The sequence below is a fragment of the Zobellia alginiliquefaciens genome, assembly GCF_029323795.1.
GTDB classification, from domain to species: domain Bacteria; phylum Bacteroidota; class Bacteroidia; order Flavobacteriales; family Flavobacteriaceae; genus Zobellia; species Zobellia alginiliquefaciens.
This window is the reverse complement of sequence record NZ_CP119758.1, coordinates 4,089,750-4,107,291: the sequence shown is the minus strand read 5'-3', so window position 1 is coordinate 4,107,291 and position 17,542 is coordinate 4,089,750. Positions and strand designations below refer to the sequence as shown.

The 17,542-nt window shown below is 37.5% G+C and carries 10 protein-coding genes; 6 read left to right on the top strand and 4 right to left on the bottom strand.

What is annotated here, in order from left to right; translation table 11 throughout:
* Positions 1-2 precede the first annotated feature (2 nt).
* Genes P0077_RS16750 through P0077_RS16740 form a run of 3 tightly spaced genes read right to left on the bottom strand, consistent with a single transcriptional unit; the run spans position 3 to position 5,068 of the window.
* Positions 3-704 (bottom strand): fibronectin type III domain-containing protein, encoded by a 702-nt coding sequence (locus P0077_RS16750; protein WP_276166354.1) that lies wholly within the window; start codon positions 702-704, stop codon positions 3-5.
* Positions 701-4,639: a M4 family metallopeptidase gene (locus P0077_RS16745; protein ID WP_276166353.1), complete on the bottom strand. Its 3,939-nt coding sequence runs from the start codon at positions 4,637-4,639 to the stop codon at positions 701-703. Before P0077_RS16745 ends, P0077_RS16750 begins: the two co-directional genes overlap by 4 nt.
* Positions 4,640-4,645: 6 nt before the next feature.
* Entirely contained in the window at positions 4,646-5,068 is a 423-nt protein-coding gene (locus tag P0077_RS16740; protein WP_276166352.1) for a hypothetical protein, read from the bottom strand.
* Between the two features lie 247 nt (positions 5,069-5,315).
* Between P0077_RS16740 and P0077_RS16735 the strand changes: the two genes are divergently transcribed.
* The 4 genes from P0077_RS16735 to P0077_RS16720 all read left to right on the top strand — a co-directional run bounded on the left by P0077_RS16735 (position 5,316) and on the right by P0077_RS16720 (position 12,501).
* Complete coding sequence (locus P0077_RS16735; protein WP_276166351.1) at positions 5,316-7,313, top strand: tetratricopeptide repeat-containing sensor histidine kinase; 1,998 nt, start codon at positions 5,316-5,318, stop codon at positions 7,311-7,313.
* Positions 7,303-7,938, top strand: a complete 636-nt coding sequence (locus P0077_RS16730) for a response regulator (RefSeq protein ID WP_276166350.1) — start codon at positions 7,303-7,305, stop codon at positions 7,936-7,938. The genes P0077_RS16735 and P0077_RS16730 overlap by 11 nt, the downstream gene beginning before the upstream one ends.
* 201 nt (positions 7,939-8,139) lie before the next feature.
* Positions 8,140-12,096 carry a chemotaxis protein CheB gene (locus tag P0077_RS16725; RefSeq protein WP_276166349.1) on the top strand — a complete coding sequence of 1,319 codons (3,957 nt, stop codon included), beginning with the start codon at positions 8,140-8,142 and terminating at the stop codon, positions 12,094-12,096.
* A gap of 9 nt (positions 12,097-12,105) precedes the next feature.
* A complete protein-coding gene (locus P0077_RS16720) occupies positions 12,106-12,501 on the top strand; it encodes a response regulator (RefSeq protein WP_276166348.1) in 396 nt (131 codons plus the stop codon).
* A gap of 17 nt (positions 12,502-12,518) precedes the next feature.
* Here P0077_RS16720 and P0077_RS16715 read toward each other — a convergent pair whose 3' ends face one another.
* Entirely contained in the window at positions 12,519-14,750 is a 2,232-nt protein-coding gene (locus P0077_RS16715) for an FUSC family protein (RefSeq protein ID WP_276166347.1), read from the bottom strand.
* Between the two features lie 205 nt (positions 14,751-14,955).
* On the opposite strand from P0077_RS16715, the gene P0077_RS16710 reads away from it, so the two are divergent.
* On the top strand, positions 14,956-16,881 hold the full coding sequence (locus tag P0077_RS16710) for a DUF294 nucleotidyltransferase-like domain-containing protein (RefSeq protein WP_276166346.1): 1,926 nt from the start codon (positions 14,956-14,958) through the stop codon (positions 16,879-16,881).
* Positions 16,881-17,540 carry a 3'-5' exonuclease gene (locus tag P0077_RS16705; RefSeq protein WP_276166345.1) on the top strand — a complete coding sequence of 220 codons (660 nt, stop codon included), beginning with the start codon at positions 16,881-16,883 and terminating at the stop codon, positions 17,538-17,540. Before P0077_RS16710 ends, P0077_RS16705 begins: the two co-directional genes overlap by 1 nt.
* Positions 17,541-17,542 lie beyond the last annotated feature (2 nt).

Genomic DNA, 17,542 nt, shown 5'->3' with positions numbered 1-17,542 from the left:
AGTTATTGCACATTAAAGTTGAAAATTTCCGAAAGGGAGGTATTACCTATATTATCTTTAGTTTTTACCTGCCAATAATACGCCTGACCTGAAACTACATTTGTTATCATAGTGTTCTGATCCGTTGTACCTAATGAAACCGCGGGGGTTTCTTCAGTACCAAAGAATACCTCATATTCTATAATATCATTATCAACATCATTTCCCTGCCACTCCAGTTCAACACTTGTATTTACCGAGATAGACCCTCCTCTATTGGGATAAAAAGCTTCTGCTGGAAATGGCGCATAATTCACGATCCCTTCTCCGGCGTTATAGAACTTCCAAGTAGCACTTTCGGGAGCCGTTTCGGAATCATCGTTTCTAGTTATCACATACCACTCATAAGGTGTATTGCTATTAAGTGTTAAGATTGCCTCATTACTTAAGGTTTCCGTTACCTGAGTTTTTCCATTTGCAAGGTTCTTCAGGTTTAATTCATAACGAGCAGCGCTTTCAGAAGTTTGCCATTGAAAAGTAATAGCACTTTGTAAATCGTTTACAGTTTCTCCTTCCGTACACTCAGAATTGTTCTCCGGAAAAACCAAACTTACACTACCAGGTTCTCCCATTTCATCCATATCAGGACCTTCGTCTTTACTACCCGGGCATGCCGTCATAACTAATAGTAATAGCAAAAACAGTGTTGATTTTAATATTCTCATTGTTTTATGATTTTAAATGTTCTTGTACCTCCATTAATTTGAACTGTCAACACATAAACCCCTGTTGTAAGACTGTTTGCATCGATTTTTAAAGTGTTTGCATTGGGTTTTATTACTTTTTGTAAAACCATTTTACCATCAAACGTGTTTAATTGAATGGGAACGGGTTCTTCAGACGTTTTACCCAGTGCAACGGAAATCTCACCACCTTTTACAGGGTTGGGGTAGATAATTACTTGCTCTTCAAAATCCAGGATTTCCTCATGAACCCCTTGGCAATTCTTATCTGTAGTAACCGAAAGTTTTGCTGTTGCCTCATAGACGGGTAGAGTTATCTCAGATTCCGCAGTAACTATCGTTTCTTCGTTAAGTGAAATCGTATATTCTTCGGCTCCGGCTAAATTAAGTGTCACCGATTTGGCACTCAGGTTCACTTTAGACGTTACCGCAAGCGCTTCTGGCTCAGAAACCTTTACATCATAACAGCTCTTATAGCCTGGTTCTCCTTGCACCGTAATACAGACGGTATATGAACCGCTTTCCAAATCGAAAAAAGAAACAGAGCTTGTGAAATTATTTGTTTTACTCACTCCGTTTCCGGCCAGGGTTGCTATATAGTCATAGCCAGTGTTTGCATTAATATTGATACTCCCATTATTGCTTCCTACACAAGATTCGCCTTTGGCGGACACCGTGAAATTAGAACTTGGCAGAGAGAAAATTTCACAACCTGTAAGGTCTACCGTTGCACCATAAGGGGTGTTTGGGCATAAGTCATCTGCATTTACTACCCCATCATCATCACTATCATTAGGGTGAACAGGTGTACTTTCTCCTAGGCTTATGATAAAATCTTTTGTAGATCCGTCTTCTGCCGTAACCGTATAAACTACCGAGTTAGTGAAATCATTGACATTTACACCACTAATTTGGTTTACCCCCAACACAGAGACCCTAGCATTATTAGAAGTAGTGAACGTGGCTATTAAGTTTTCAGGGTTGATGTTGCCCGGAAGTTCTACTGAAATAGTACTACCAGATATAACCCCAACTGCCGGTGGTGAAGTAACATTAAATCTAAAATCGGTGATTTCCTTTTCGCTACTGAGTGTACTTCTAGATCCAACCGTGTACCAAATTCCCCATTTACCATTTGGAATCAATTCTACCAAATTACCGGTTGACGTCATTTTATCAGATGCCATATCAATAGACATGATATCTTTATCGCTTCCATTATTTGTATCGAAAATAATCTTGTCGTCAGTTTTGGAATAGTTGGGAAAGCCTAGCTTATTATTTTCATAAACTACATTTACCTCACCCGTCTCTATATTGGCGGTAATTATTTGATATTCGCCTTTTAGGTTATCAAAATAATCAAACGCTAAAATGTTACCCGAGGTTTTAGAAAAAGAAGGATTGCCTATATTGACACCTTCCGGTAGATTGGAGAATATTTTTTGGATATCACCATCTCCAAATGTGTTGGATGCATTGTCCCAAACTCGCAAAGCCCCTACGTCCCAATACTCTATTGCTTCGCCTTCTGCATTATCCAGTCTGTTTAGCGCATCATATATGAGATATTGTCCGGAATAATCCCACTCAAGTGCATCCGGGTATAGTACCTCTCCCGTGGTTATACCATCTGCAGAGGTTGGGTTATACAATTTAAACTCTTTAAATTCACCACTTACCAAATCCGAAATATAGATGATATTGGTCTCATCATTAAATATCGATGCCAGTTTGGTCCCATCTTTCGAAAGTGCTACACCCCCCCAAACTGCATCATCCGACACTACATCTTCTACTGGTGAATTCAAATCTAGAATAACTGAATTTACTTTATTTTCATCAGTAACGAACAAAGCAAAACTACCGTCATCCGCAACGCTAGGTTTTTTATAAACGCCTGTTTGTGCCAAAGGAAAATATTCAGTTGCCTTCGTATCCGAAGCATATAAAGTATAAGGGTCCATATCCCTTATGTCTATACTTAAAATAAACTCCTCTCCAGCTACTGTGGGAATATCATTGTCCGTATCCGAAGCTTCTCCATCCGTAATACCTACCGTATCAAAAGCTGTCTTTGCCGCTAGCACTTCTTGTGAATTGTCTCCATGCAAATCTGTTGCAGATTTTATAACCGCTAACCTAAGATCAATAAATTGAGAAGATACCGTCAAATACGTTTCTAAGGCACGGTAATAGATTTGCTCTGCTTTGTTCTTGCCAATTTGGGTAGCCATTAAGTAATAGGCTCTATTTAAGATTCCACTATTTCTATGAACCCCACCGTTATCTTCCGAACCGGAATAATACTCCGTCATATCTTTTGGCTGCCAACCGTTCTCTCCAGGATTGACTCCATTGTTCGGGTCCTGAAGATTACGCATTGCCCCTGAAGCAAAATAATTTCTGTTCACAATATCCTCTCCCAACAACCAATCTTCCCGATCGATCATTGTACCAAAAATATCTGCAAAGGATTCATTGATTGCGCCGGACTGATTCTTATATTCTAAATTTGCCGTAACCTCAATAACACCATGGGACATTTCATGACCGGATACATCTAAAGCACCTGCAAACGGGGCAAATGCGTTCTTTCCATTTCCATAAAATATGGCTTTCCCATTCCAAAATGCGTTATCATAATCCTCATCGTTTTCATCCGCTACATTTATAAAAGAAATTATTGTACCGCCTTGCCCATTTATTGAATTTCGATTGAAGGTGTTTTTAAAATAGTTATAGGACACCTCCGCATTGTAATGTGCAGAAACTGCAGTAGGATTGTTCCAATTGGTTCCTGTAGAGGTAACATGATATACTTTTACACCTTCGTTAGGAGCTTTATTCCTGAGGTCTAGCGTAAGAATGGCGCCAACAGGATTGTCCGGCAGCTGTGATTGAGCAGCATTAAACATAGACTCTGAAGTGTTAAGCATATAATGAATACCATCTACTTCATGCGTTTTTATTTGCCGGTTGACTCCATTTAAATCTATTCCAGAACCTGTGGTTGGTGGAGCCAAGATAGCAGAGTGCTTATGACCCTCCTTTTCTTCTCCATAGTTATGATATAGGGTGCAGGTGTGGTAACGTTTATCAAGTATACGCCCTGTTTGAGCATCAATAAAATATTCCCATCTGTCTTTTATATCTGGGTATACCGTTAGATGCCACGCTAGAAAATTGTTCCCCTCAATGGGGTAAATCAAAAGTTCTTCCTCAAAATTTGCAGGTTCCGTAAGGATACTGCCATTTTCAGATTTATTGGAAAGCGTAACCCCTAAATCTCTTTCTGCCTGTTTTAAGGCATCTTGTGGCGTTAGTTTTGGCTCTGTACTTTCAATATGGGGTGTTGGTTTATTTCTACCGTTTAAAGCACTTATCTTATTACTTTTATCAAAATGTAAGATTACCTCACTACCATACACTTTAATCCCTTTAAATACCTGCTGCATTTTAATATGCTTCTGTCCTAAGTTGTCACTCTTGTTAGAAATTTCAACAAACTCATCTTCTGGATTTTTAATCTGGATAAGGTCCTTAACATCTATCAAGTAATCCTTTACTACATCTTCTGAAGATTGTTTTGACGCTAATAAGGCTACTTCCTTATTAGCGTCACTTTCTATAAATAAAGGATTGCCATTTTCGGATTTCGCAGTTATACGATGCTTGTATTTACCATTATTAGTGGACATATTAAAAATAGATGGTATTTGAAAATTAGTACGCCCTGTAGCGGTAGACCTCTTTTTACCTATAGCCATTTTTAGTGGCGCAAACTTGTTTGGTCTACCTGATTTGGCGGTCGTACCTTTTCTATGCCTTTTATCGTCAAAAGTATCTTGGGCCGTAATGGACATAGCCATAAAAAAAGCAAAGGCAAAAGTGAATAGATGTAATGTCCGTCTCATAGTTGTTTATTTAATATGGTTTTTCATCTCCTCGTAGAAATCCAAAAAGCGTTCAGCAGGTTTTTGACCAGCAGCTCCCCAAACAACTTTATGCTTTGCATCTTTGTTCACTTCTTCTAAAAAATAATAACGGCTACCAGGATGGTCAAAATCCGTTTCAGAAATTGATAATGCTTCAAATTTTAAAAAGCACGCACTCGCTTCTTTTTTTGATAGCGACTCTAGCTCCTCTGTTTGTTGGGTTAGTGAATTCGTATGGAATAACTGTCCGTTTTCTAGAAGTATATAAGTGTCAACTGTTCCGGCCATGCCGCCGCCATATCCAAAAATCAATTGTTTAGCGGGTAATGCATTTGGGGTGTATTGTTGAGATTTACAAGCTAACAGTGTTAAGAAGAGTAAACCGTAGAATAAGAGTGTTTTTTTCATCTTTACTTATGTATTGATTTTTTAAAGGTTTTTGCGGTAAGAATGCTCCTTTAAATTAGCTTGGTGGGTATTAAACACTTCATGTAAATTGCTGATGGCAAGGTATTTTTAAATGCTTGTTTCTGAAATACCCCATTGATTGTATTTTTTTCTACTGGTTTTCCAGTATATTGATAACAGGGTAATTATAGTGCCGTATAGTTGTAGTATCTTGGCAGTAAACAATCAAAAAAAAGCTGATACCTAAATGCGCTCTCTTGTATTTGTTTTTACATTATCCCTATCGTTCTTAAGTAGCGCCCAAACCGGACGCGAAGCACGTATAGATAGTCTAGAAAATGCTTTAAACATAGCGGATCAAGATACCACACGGGTGAATATTCTTAGCGAGTTGGCACGCTCCTACGGTGGCGTAGACTCCTTAAAAGCCTTTGAAAAGGGTTTTGCCGCCATTGCCCTAGCCAAGAAAATTAACTACCTAAGAGGTATGACAGATGCCAATATTAATGTAGCTGGTTGTTATCTAGATTACTTTGATGCGGAGAATGCAAAGAAGTACTTTACAATAGGTAATAATTTTGCCGATAAATTGGTAGCAAAAGATTCTTCTACACGTAACATGAGAATATGGTTACGAGGCAAGTATAATATAGGTGTAGCTTATGGTTACGAGGGTAATATAGAAAAGGAAATAGAACTTATTGCAGAAACCATACCCTACGCACAGCAAATGGGCGATAAAATGTTTGTAGCCAATGCCAATACCAGTCTGGGCATTAAATATAGTTCTTTATCACTATTTGATAATGCCTACGATATCTTTTTAATAAGTCAAAAGCAATATGAAGAAGTAGGCTCCACTGAAGATATGATTTACCATAGCTTATCTTTTTCTACCGCTTTGGCCTCTATGGACTCTTTGGAACTAATGAAATCTACATTAGATATCGCCAAAAAAAACCTAGATAAGATTCCAAATTCTTTCTACGAAGGCCATTATTATATGGAACTTGGGCTTTATTATGCAAAAATAGGAGAGTATGTTGAAGCGCTTAATGCATTAGATAAATCCTATACATATTATAAGGAACAATCTTCTAGTTTCTATATAAAATTAATATATCAAAGGTATGCCGAAACCTATAGTGGAATGGGTAATTTTAAAAAGGCAAAAGAATACACATTGAGGTATATTAACTTTAGTGATGATAATCATTCTTTTAATGATAAGCTAGGGTCGTACTATTCCCTAGCAAAATACGATGCCAAACTGGGCAACTACAAGTCGGCGTACAACTACTTAAAAGACTACGTAGCTGCACTAGATAGTGCCAGAGTTGGAGAACTGGGTAACGAAATGCAGCAGCTCGAAATACGATACAAAACTGCTACCAAAGAAAAAGAAATCCTAGCGTTAAAAAACGAAAAAAATGAAGCAGCATTAGCGCTTCAAATAAAGAAATCACAAACCTATCTTTTGGGAGCAACCGCAAGTATTTTGGCCCTACTCCTCTTTGTTGGTTTCTATGCCTATAACAGTAAGCTTAGAAGGGCAAGAAAAAAGGAACGCGAACAAGAAAAAGAAGTAGCCCTCTTAAAACAGCGGCAAGAGAACGAAGTGTTTTCGGCCATGATAGAAGGTCAGGAAAAAGAACGAAAAAGGCTGGCTATAGATTTACATGATGGTCTAGGCGGAAGGTTATCCGGCATTAGCCTAAACCTCTCTAAACTCAACAAAGACGAACCAAAAGAATACCCTAAGGCCCAATTACAAAAGATAATGAAAGACCTTGATGACTCGCTAACGGAACTGCGCTCTATTGCCCGTAATATGATGCCAGAAACTTTAGTAAAATTTGGTCTACAGGCCGCGCTCAAAGATTATTGTAGTAGCATGACGGGTAGCGGTACTAAAGTAACGCTACAATTTTACGGTACTGAAAAAGGCATAAGCCTAAATCAACAAGTTACCATATACCGTGTTATACAAGAATTGATCAATAACGCTGTAAAGCATGCCAAAGCTTCAGATGTTCTTGTGCAATATATGAGAGATGGCAATAAAGTAGATATTACCGTAGAAGATAATGGTATAGGCTTTAATAAAGTAAATGTTACAGAAGGCGGCATGGGACTTTCTAACCTTAAAACAAGGGTAGCCTATTTAAAAGGGGATCTAGAATTTCACTCAGAAGAAAATGAAGGAACAACAGTTAATGTTCAAATTAATGTAGATGCAGCGTAAACCAATACAAATTTTAATAGTTGATGACCACCCTATGGTAATTGAGGGACTTAAAACCTTACTTAGTGATGATGAGAGAGTCTCTGTTAAAACCCATTTCATAAACGGAACGGATACCCTTTCCTATTTAGAAAAAGATACGGCAGATGTTATTTTGCTAGATGTAAACCTACCGGATATAAACGGCGTAGAAATGGTAACCAAAATTTTAAATATCCGGGCAACAGTGGGTATTATAGGGCTTAGCACCTATAGTGAGCCCAGCATCATAAACCAGATGATTAGAAATGGTGTAAAAGGGTATTTACTTAAAAACGCTACGGCAGATGAGTTGGTGAATGCTATTTCTCAAGTACACCAAGGTAATTTCTATTTTGGCTCAGAGGTCCAAAAGATACTAGCGGATTCGGTATCACAAGATAGCAACAACCTCCCTAAACTTACTCGCAGGGAAAAACATATCCTGACATTGATAGCGGACGGGAAGACGACTAACAACATTGCAGAAGAACTTTTCATCAGTCCCCTTACTGTTGAAACACACAGACGTAATCTTATGCAAAAGCTAGAAGTTAGCAATGCTGCTTCTCTTGTTAAAGTTGCTGTTGAGAAAAAGTTGATTTGACATTTCCTCCACTCCTCTTTTAAACCACCAAATACTCAAACTATTGGAAACATCCTACGGATCACTCACTATTTGCCTTGTTTTGTTTTAGGGTTAAAACAAAACATTAAACAGTTCATGCAATAGAACAAAATTCCTATATACGAATAGGAATTATTGTAAGATATTCATTACTTTTATTTAGTTGAAAATCAGCTTTAAATGGAGGAAATCCGCTCAATTAATAAAAAACCAACGCAAAATATCAAGGTTGAAATCAAATTTTCAATTATTGGAATCGGTTTTAGTGTGGGCGGCTTAGAAGCTTTAAAGTCTTTTTTTGACAATCTTCCTCTTAAATTTGCACATAGTTTTGTTGTGGTCCAACATTTAAGCCCGGACTACAAAAGTCTTATGAGCGAACTATTGTCTAAGAATACGGACATGCCCATAGTTGAAGTCAAGGAAAAGACCAAAATAAAGCCTAGTACAGTATACCTTCTGACTCCCAAAAAAAACATTTTTATAAAGGACGGGTATTTACTTTTAGAGGATAAACCCACCACCCGAACCATAAATTTACCTATTGATTTATTTTTTAAATCACTGGCTAAGGAAATGACAAATAAGGCCGTTGCTATCATCCTTAGCGGTACAGGAAGTGATGGCACCTCTGGCACCCGAGATATTAAAGAATATGGCGGTATGGTTATGGTGCAAAGCCCAGACCAAGCAGAATTTGATAGTATGCCTCAAAACGCTATCAACACCAATCTTGTAGATTACGTTCTTCCCACGGAACAAATGGGAGATGAACTTAAAAGGTTTATTCATCACCCCGCTGTTTATGGATCTTTGGAAGAAAATATTCTTAGTGACGAAGAAACACTTGTTAAAATCCTAAACTTTCTAAACAGTCAGACTAAATTAGATTTTGAATATTACAAAAGGCCTACCTTGGTTCGGATGATTGCCAGGAGAATAGGCATCAATCGTTTGGACACGCTCCAGGAATACAAAGACTATCTATTTGAAAGACCTGAAGAAGCCCATGTTTTAGTTAGGGAATTTCTAGTAGGCGTTACCAGCTTCTTTAGGGATGATCTTGTATGGGAGGTCTTGACCAATGAGGTTATCCCCAAAATAATATCCAGTAAGAAAAAAGACGATACCATAAAGTGCTGGTGCGTTGGGGTAAGCAGTGGTGAAGAAGCCTATTCATTAGCCATAATTATTAACGAGATACTCACAAAGCTCAATAAGAAGAACCTAGTTAAAATTTTTGCCACGGATATTGAAAAAAATCACCTGAACGATGCTTCAAAAGGGATGTATAATGAAAGTACCATCGCCAATATTTCCGAAAAAAGGCTGCTTTTGAATTTTACCAAAAAAGGAGATTATTACCAAGTCAATGAAAACATAAGACGCATGGTGATATTCAGTAAGCATAACGTTCTTAAAGACCCGCCCTTTAATAAAATGGATCTATCCATGTGCAGAAACATGCTTATATACCTACAACCGGTAGCACAAAATAGAGCCCTAGATGTTCTGCATTATTCGCTTAACATAAACGGTATATTGGTTTTAGGCAGTAGTGAATCTCTTGGTCAGCAAAAAAACGCGTTTAACGAACTGTACAGAAAACAAAAAATTTACTGCAATATTAGACCTGCTAAAATTCTTGGTCTTCAAAAGTACGGTTTAGGCAATAGCCAAAAAAACCCATTCGGACTAAGAAATATAAGTCAAGAAAGAAGTACCAGACAACATATAGTAGAGGCATTAAGTGACAACCTAGATCTTGCTGCCATTGTTATAGATAGTAATTTTAAAATTGTTGATGCTTTTGGAGACCTTACTAATTATATAAGTCTTCCCAACAAAGGGTTCAGCATGAACTTGTTAAAAATGGTTCCTGAAAGTGTAGCCACTGTTTTAAGCTACTCCCTAAAAAAAGTTGGAGGTACGACCCAAAAATTAAAACATGAAAATTTAAATTTCTCTACAGGAAAGAAGACGACCATTGCAAATATGCATGTAGCTGCTTTTTGGAACCCATTGAATAATAACCCCTCCAATTATTTAGTGATTATAAAACCAGCGGACCTTCAGGCAATACAAACATCCAGCAGTGAGGAGGATGATTCTTTTAAAAATATAAGGGAAAACGAACTACAAACTGAATTAAAAGAAACCAGGGAGAGTCTAAAGAATATGATTGAAGAGGTAGAGACCAGCAATAAAGAACTGCAAGCTACCAACGAAGAACTTTTGGCCTCAAACGAAGCACTACAGAGTGTAAACGAAGAGTTGAATACGGTCAATACGGAACTTCAGGAAAAACTAGAAGAACTTGCCACTCTTAATTTAGATTTGGACAATCTTTTCGAAAGCACGGATATTGGCACTATATTTTTAGACAACAACCTAAAAATACGGAAATTTACACCCAGTGTCGCCAAGCATTTTAATTTAATGTCCAGTGATATTAACCGTCCTCTAGAGCACTTTGCCAGTACCTTTCATAAGAATAATTACAAAACATTTATTTCTGATATTAAAGAGGTAATCAGCAGTGGTACTTCACAACAAAATGAGGTAAAAGATGCCAAGGGACGTTGGTTCTTACAAAAAATTGTTCCTTTCCGCGATGGAACAGGTAAAATTGAAGGAGCAACCCTAAGTTATGTGGATATAAACGAGCTTAAATCCGCAGAACAGAAATTAAAGAACCAGTTACTTGCCTTTGAGCAAACAACGGACAGTTTTTGGGATTATGACATAGAGAAAAGTTCTTACTATGTAAGTCGTTCAATCCGCCATGTCCTAGGTTACGATGAGGATGAAATTGAGGAAACTTCAGAATTTTGGGATAAGTTAACTCATCCAGAGGATTTAATAGCCCAAGAGGCTGCCATGGAAAAGCATTTGTCGAGTAACGGTAAAATCCCTTATACCGTTGAAACGAGATACAAACACAAATTAGGACATTATGTAACCCTATTAGTAAGAGGAAAGCTGGCTGAATGGACCCCGGAAGGAAAACCTAAACGAATGCTAGGTACCACAACCGATGTTTCTATGCTTAATAAAATGTCTAAACTTGAAAAAGAACTCCTAGATAAAAACATGGTGTTTGAACAAGTTCTGGAAATAACCCTAGCCGGATTTTGGGATTGGAATATACAAGAAAACACAGAGTACCTAAGTCCTACCTTCAAGCGGATGTTCGGGTACGAAGATCATGAAATGGAAAATACGCCCGAATCTTGGCAAAGAATAATTCATCCGGAAGATTTACCTGGCGTACTAGCCACTTTTGATGCTCATGTAGCCAGTAAGGGAAAAGTACCTTATGATAATGAGGTCCGCTATTTTCATAAAAACGGAGGTATTGTCTGGGTTTGGTGTAAAGGCCAAGTTATAGAATGGGGAGAAAATGATGAACCTATACGAATGGTAGGCAGTCATATAAACATCACCAACCTTAGACAACTTTCTCAAAGTAACAAAGAATTGGAACGCTTTGCCTATGTAGCCAGTCATGACTTACAGGAACCATTGCGTACCATTAGGGACTTTGTAGCTCTATTTAAAGAGGAGTACATTAAGTTGTTTGACAGTAAAGCCGCCACCTATTTAGAATTTATAGAGGAAGCTTCCGCAAGAATGGGAGAATTGGTAAAAGTAATTTTGGCCTATTCAAAGATTGGAAGCGATACTGAAAAAGGGATTGTAGACCTTAATGCAATAGTTAAAAATGTAGAAAAAGATTTACGCATCCGTATTGAATCTACCCATACAAATATCATAATCAAAGACCTACCCACAATAACAGGTCACGAAATTGAACTACACTCACTTTTCCTTAACCTAATTGGCAACTCCATAAAATTTGTGGATAGCACGAGTGATCCAATTATTGAAATTGGTTCCCTACCTTCTGAAAAAGGACATCATATTTACGTAAAGGACAACGGAATTGGAATTGACAAAAAAAATCAAGATCGTATTTTTGAGGTATTCAAAAGGTTACACAACCAAGAAGATTATGAAGGAACCGGTATAGGCCTAGCGCATTGTAAAAAAATAGTAGAGCTACATAACGGAAAAATCTGGGTAGAATCAAAAATTAATAAAGGAAGTACCTTTCACTTTAGTTTAAACCTATAACGCCAAACTATGATTAATTCTATTCTTTTAGTAGACGATAACACTGCTACTAATTTCATTCATGAGACCTATTTAAGCCGAGTAAATTGTGCTGAGAAGGTTACCTCTTTTACCATGGGGAAAAAAGCCATTGAATATCTAAAAAGCCTTACAACATTTCCAGAACTCATATTTGTTGATATAAATATGCCCACGATGGATGCTTGGGAATTTATGGAGGTTTATGAAAAGATGGATATGTCCCTAAAGATTAATACTAGGGTTATACTATTAACAACGGCCATTATTCCATCGGACAAAGAGAAAATGGGGAGATTTAGTGAAATTGATGCTATTATGTTCAAACCATTAAATGAAAATGCCATTAAAGAAGTTATGTCCGAATACTTTAACCTTACGCTGTAAAAGTAAGTTAGCGCAATTCACGGACGGCCCTTGTCAGTGACTTCTGTTTCCAATTCCAGGGCCAAATTAAGCATTTTACTACTTAGGGTAAAAAGCCATCGCAATTGTCCGAGTATTAAATGTGCTTCTTGTAGATTACGCTCTTCCCCCACTTTTACCGCATTTTCAAAATCCCACGCAATCGTATTAAACTTTGAGCGGTTACTCTCAAAGGACTTTTCTTGGTGTTTAAGGGAAAAATTATCTTTCGCCCCATTATGTGCCAATATATCTGTTGCTCTTCCCAAATTTTCCTCAATATGTGCTATTGCAGCTTTAAAACCTTCCGAAGCTTCGGTTGTACAATGGTTCTGAATATAAGAACTTAAAGATGCCAATGAAGACAAAAAAGCATGACTTAGGGTTACCAGTTCATAAACTTCATTTATTTTCCTTTGTTTTGATTTAGGTTCTTGGGCCATTTCCTGAAAAGCAGCACTTAAGTTAGAAGTCTCCTGAAAAGCCTTTTTACGACTTATGCGTAAAGAGGTCGGTTCTTTTTCCTTCTGATTATAAAAAGACGCTATTTCATCTAAAAAATTCCTATTGGCAACCAAGCAGCTTTTTAAATTGGTATTAATGTTCAAAAAACTCCATGAAGGCCATAGCACCATTGTGGCTACAAAAGACAACACAGCTCCCAATACCGTGTCTAAAACCCTAAATTGTATCACCTGCATAATATCAGGTAACATAATGCCGTAGATAAAAATAACACTAAGGGTAACAAAAGTAGCCGCTGTCTTATAATTCCTTTGCAGCATGGAAAATGCCATAACTAACGACACAAGGCCCAAAACTGCGTAAACATAGATATTTTGAAAAAGACTTACCATAACAAAAGCAATGGTTGCTCCTATTAACGTTCCAATAATCCTATCTTTTGACCTGGTTTTGGTAAGTCCGTAACTGGGCCTCAAGATGATAATGATGGTCAACAAAATCCAATAGGGTTTCTGAAAGTCGAATATTGTACCTATACCATACCCTACCATTGCAGTAACCCCCAAACGCAATGCATGCCTAAAACTAGAAGATTTTAAATTAAAGTTTCTAATCAGGTTTTTGGGGTCATAATCCTGTGAAGCAATGAACTTACGTGCATAATCCTCATCTATAAATTGTAATTCTTCGGTCTTGGCCTCATGAAGTATCCAATTAATCTTACCCAGTAGTTCTACCTGTTTTTCTTGATATTCATACAGGTTTTGTAACATTAGATAGGGACTAAGATTCTCTTTTTTAGGTGTGGTCTTTAACTGGTTTATATCTGCTAGAATCTTATCTAAATAGGGTTTCAAATCAATACTCAAAGAATGACCATTTCTACTTCTATTTGAGTAGGCTATTTTTTCCAGTTGCTCGGATATTTTAAAAATCAGCTCTTTAAAACCATCCTTGTAGGACATATGTTTTTTAAACACCTTATCCATTCGGCTGTAGTTAACAGGTTTGGATATGGCTGTTTCAAGCATTTCTACCAACTGTGCAAGAACCAATAGTTTTTTTCCGTGATAAACGGAGTGGCTAGACTTTTTTCGATTAAGAACAAGCATCTCCCGTAAGGTTTCATGTTTCTCAATTAGCTGTTCCTGTAATTTGTTTAATTCCGATAGCAATTTTTTGCGATCAGAATCCGGCTCAACAAGTTGCCCTCTTATTTTTAAAAACTTGGAGGTCAAAAGATAGGTCTCCGTAAATATTTCCTCAATCTCTCCTTTTGGATTTAGGTAATACCAAACTACTACGGCCAAAAAATACCACAAACTTCCAACGCCCACTAACAACGCATATTCAAAAGTGTTGAGCAATAGGGGCTCATGGGCAAAACTGAGAACCAATGCCAATAACCCCGAAAAACTGACCAAAGTAGCCCTAAACCCAAAGACGGATAGATAAGACAATGAAAAAGCAATCACCCCTAGAATAGGAATCAAAATATAGGCAGGCAAGTCTAGATACCCTCCAATAAAGCTAACAACCACCACCAAAACCGTAGCACTAAGTATAGCTATTCTTTTATGTCTAAAACTCCCGTTTGCATTACTGGGAGCCGTCCACAAGGCACCAAAGCAAATGGCCAGACCAACCTCTAACTGATCAAAGTATAGTCCTAATACAATTGGGGTACTAACGGTCAATCCCACCAAAAGAGCCTTTGAAAAATCCGTGCTTTTAAAAAATTGAAGAAATTCTCTAAAATTGCCCATTACGTCCCACTAATTTTATCCAAATATATTTTGTGTTTGAAGTCCAAAGATAGCCTATAACTTTGGCGTACTTTAAAATGACCCGCTTTCTTTCTCAAAAGCGACCAACTTCTCTTTAAAATGGTAATGTATCCAGATAATATGTTTCGTAATTTTACTTTTTTTAATGCCCCTTCTGATCTAACTTTAGCTTTAAATTTGGTCTATGAAGAATACGATTTCAGCTCGCGTTGCCGATTTCCTTAAAAACTACCCTCCATTTAACGAGGTAGATACCAAAGAGCTCGAAAGCCTATCCGAAGAAGTAAGTATTATTTACAAAGTTAAAGGTGAAATAATATTCGCCATAGATGAAGAAGCACATCAGTATTTTTATGTAGTACATAAAGGCGCCGTGGTCCTTACCAAAGAACCTAATGACGAGGTGGTAGACTTATGTGATGAAGGAGATATCTTTGGCCTCCGCCCTCTTATTGCCAATGAAAATTATAAAATTGGTGCCAAAGCCTATGAAGAAACAATTCTTTATGCCATTCCCATAATTGATTTTAAACCCATCATCAAAAAACATGATGAGGTAGGCACTTTTCTTATTGAGAGTTTCGCCTCCAATACCAGAAATCCATACTCTAACAGCTATAGGGGAAAACTTTATGAAGCTACATCCGCTACGGAACAGAACCGTGTTAACGACAAAGAGTTACTAGATCTTCAAGGTGTTCCTTATTCCAAAAAACTTATTACTTGTTCGGAAAACACTACCATAAAGACCATAGCAATTAAAATGACCGAAAAAAAAGTAGGTTCGGTACTTGTGGTAAACAATAAACTACCCGTAGGCATTATAACAGATAAAGATTTAAGAAATAAAATTGCTACCGGTCTCTTCCCTATCACCACTAGGGCTAAAAACGTGATGAGTTCACCTGTGATTACATATCCTAAAAAAATGACCGTTACCCAAGCCCAAATGGCCATGATGAAAAGTGATATCAGCCATTTATGCCTCACCTTGGACGGTACAACCAACAGCGAAGCCGTAGGTATCATAAGCAAACATGATATTATGTTTGAGCTGGGCAATAACCCGGCCGTGCTTCTAAAGGCTATTAAAAGGGCCAATGGATTTAAGAAAATAAAAGCGGTCCGCAGAAGGATTATGAGCTTGCTACAGGGCTATTTAGACCAAAATATACCATTAACCCTCACATCCAAAATCATTTCAGAGCTCAATGATGCTTGTATCAAGCAAATTATTAAAATCGCTTTGAACAAAATGGATGCACAGCCACCGGTTAAATTTGCTTGGTTGGCCATGGGCAGCCAAGGACGTAGTGAACAGTTATTACATACGGATCAGGATAATGCCGTAGTCTTTGAAAACGTATCCCAAGATCAATTAGAGGAGACACGAAACTATTTCTTGGACTTGGCAAAAATTGTAACCAAAGGGTTATTTGACATTGGTTATGAATATTGTCCTGCAGAAATGATGGCGTCCAACCCAGATTGGTGTTTAAGCCTATCGGAATGGAAAGAACGCACCTTCCACTGGATTACGAATCCCGGTCCGGACCAAGTGCTGCTTTCCTCCATATTTTTTGATTACAACCTTGCCTACGGTGAAACGAGCCTGGTAAACGATTTGAGCACCCATCTTTTTGAAACTACGGAAAAGTATCCTAATTTCTTTTTGCATTTGGCCAGTGGAGCACTTCAAAGTCCATCGCCTAGTGGATTTTTTAGGAGTTTTCTTGTGGAAGAAGATGGTGAATACAAAGATTTTTTTGATTTAAAGCGAAGAGCCCTAATGCCACTAATTGATGGTGCCCGTGTTCTGGTTTTATCGCATAAGGTAAAATTGATAAACAACACGGCGGAGCGGTTTGAAAAACTGGCCGAATTAGAGCCTAACAATGAAGAACTGTTTTTAGCCTGTTCCTACGCTACCAAGGCCCTTTTGAAATTCAGGACTAAACATGGACTTCTTCATAATGATTCCGGGCGTTTCATTGCCTTGACCAAACTTACCAAAGAAGAAAAAATTAAACTAAAGCGCAGTTTTAAAACCATCAAAGATTTACAAGAACTTCTTAAAGTACGTTTTAAAGTAACAAACTTGCTTAACTAATGAACCTGTTCAAAAAAAAACGAAAAAAGAACTATCCTGACTTTTGGATGAAATATGAAGCCAAATTCGAAAAAAAGGCATCGTATGCCCTTCCAGAAATTCGCTTTGTGGTGTTTGATACCGAAACTACTGGATTTGACTATGATAATGATCGGATATTGTCTATTGGTGCGCTATCTGTAAAAAACAACAGCATTCATATAAGCGATAGTTTTGAAGCTTTTTTATATCAGCATTTTTATCATGCCAAGAATATTGAAATCCACGGTATTTTACAGGAAGAACGACACGAGCGTATAACCGAACTGGAAGCGTTAATTCAATTTTTAGATTATATAGGAAATTCCGTTTTGGTAGCGCATCATGCAGGGTTTGACAAAAACATGATCAATTACGCCTTAAAACGTCATGGTATGCCCGACTTAAAAAATAAGTTTCTGGATACTTCCGTACTCTACAAAAGAACGTTAATAAATTCTCCTCTCTTACCGGTTAAACCTCAATACTCATTGGACGAGCTTGCTGAAAAATTCGATATATCAAAAAAAGACCGTCATACCGCCTTAGGTGATGCGTACATTACAGCTATAGCTTTCATGAAAATTGTTCAAAAACTGAAATTGAAGAAAAATTTCTCCGCTAAAAAATTACTGAAATAGCA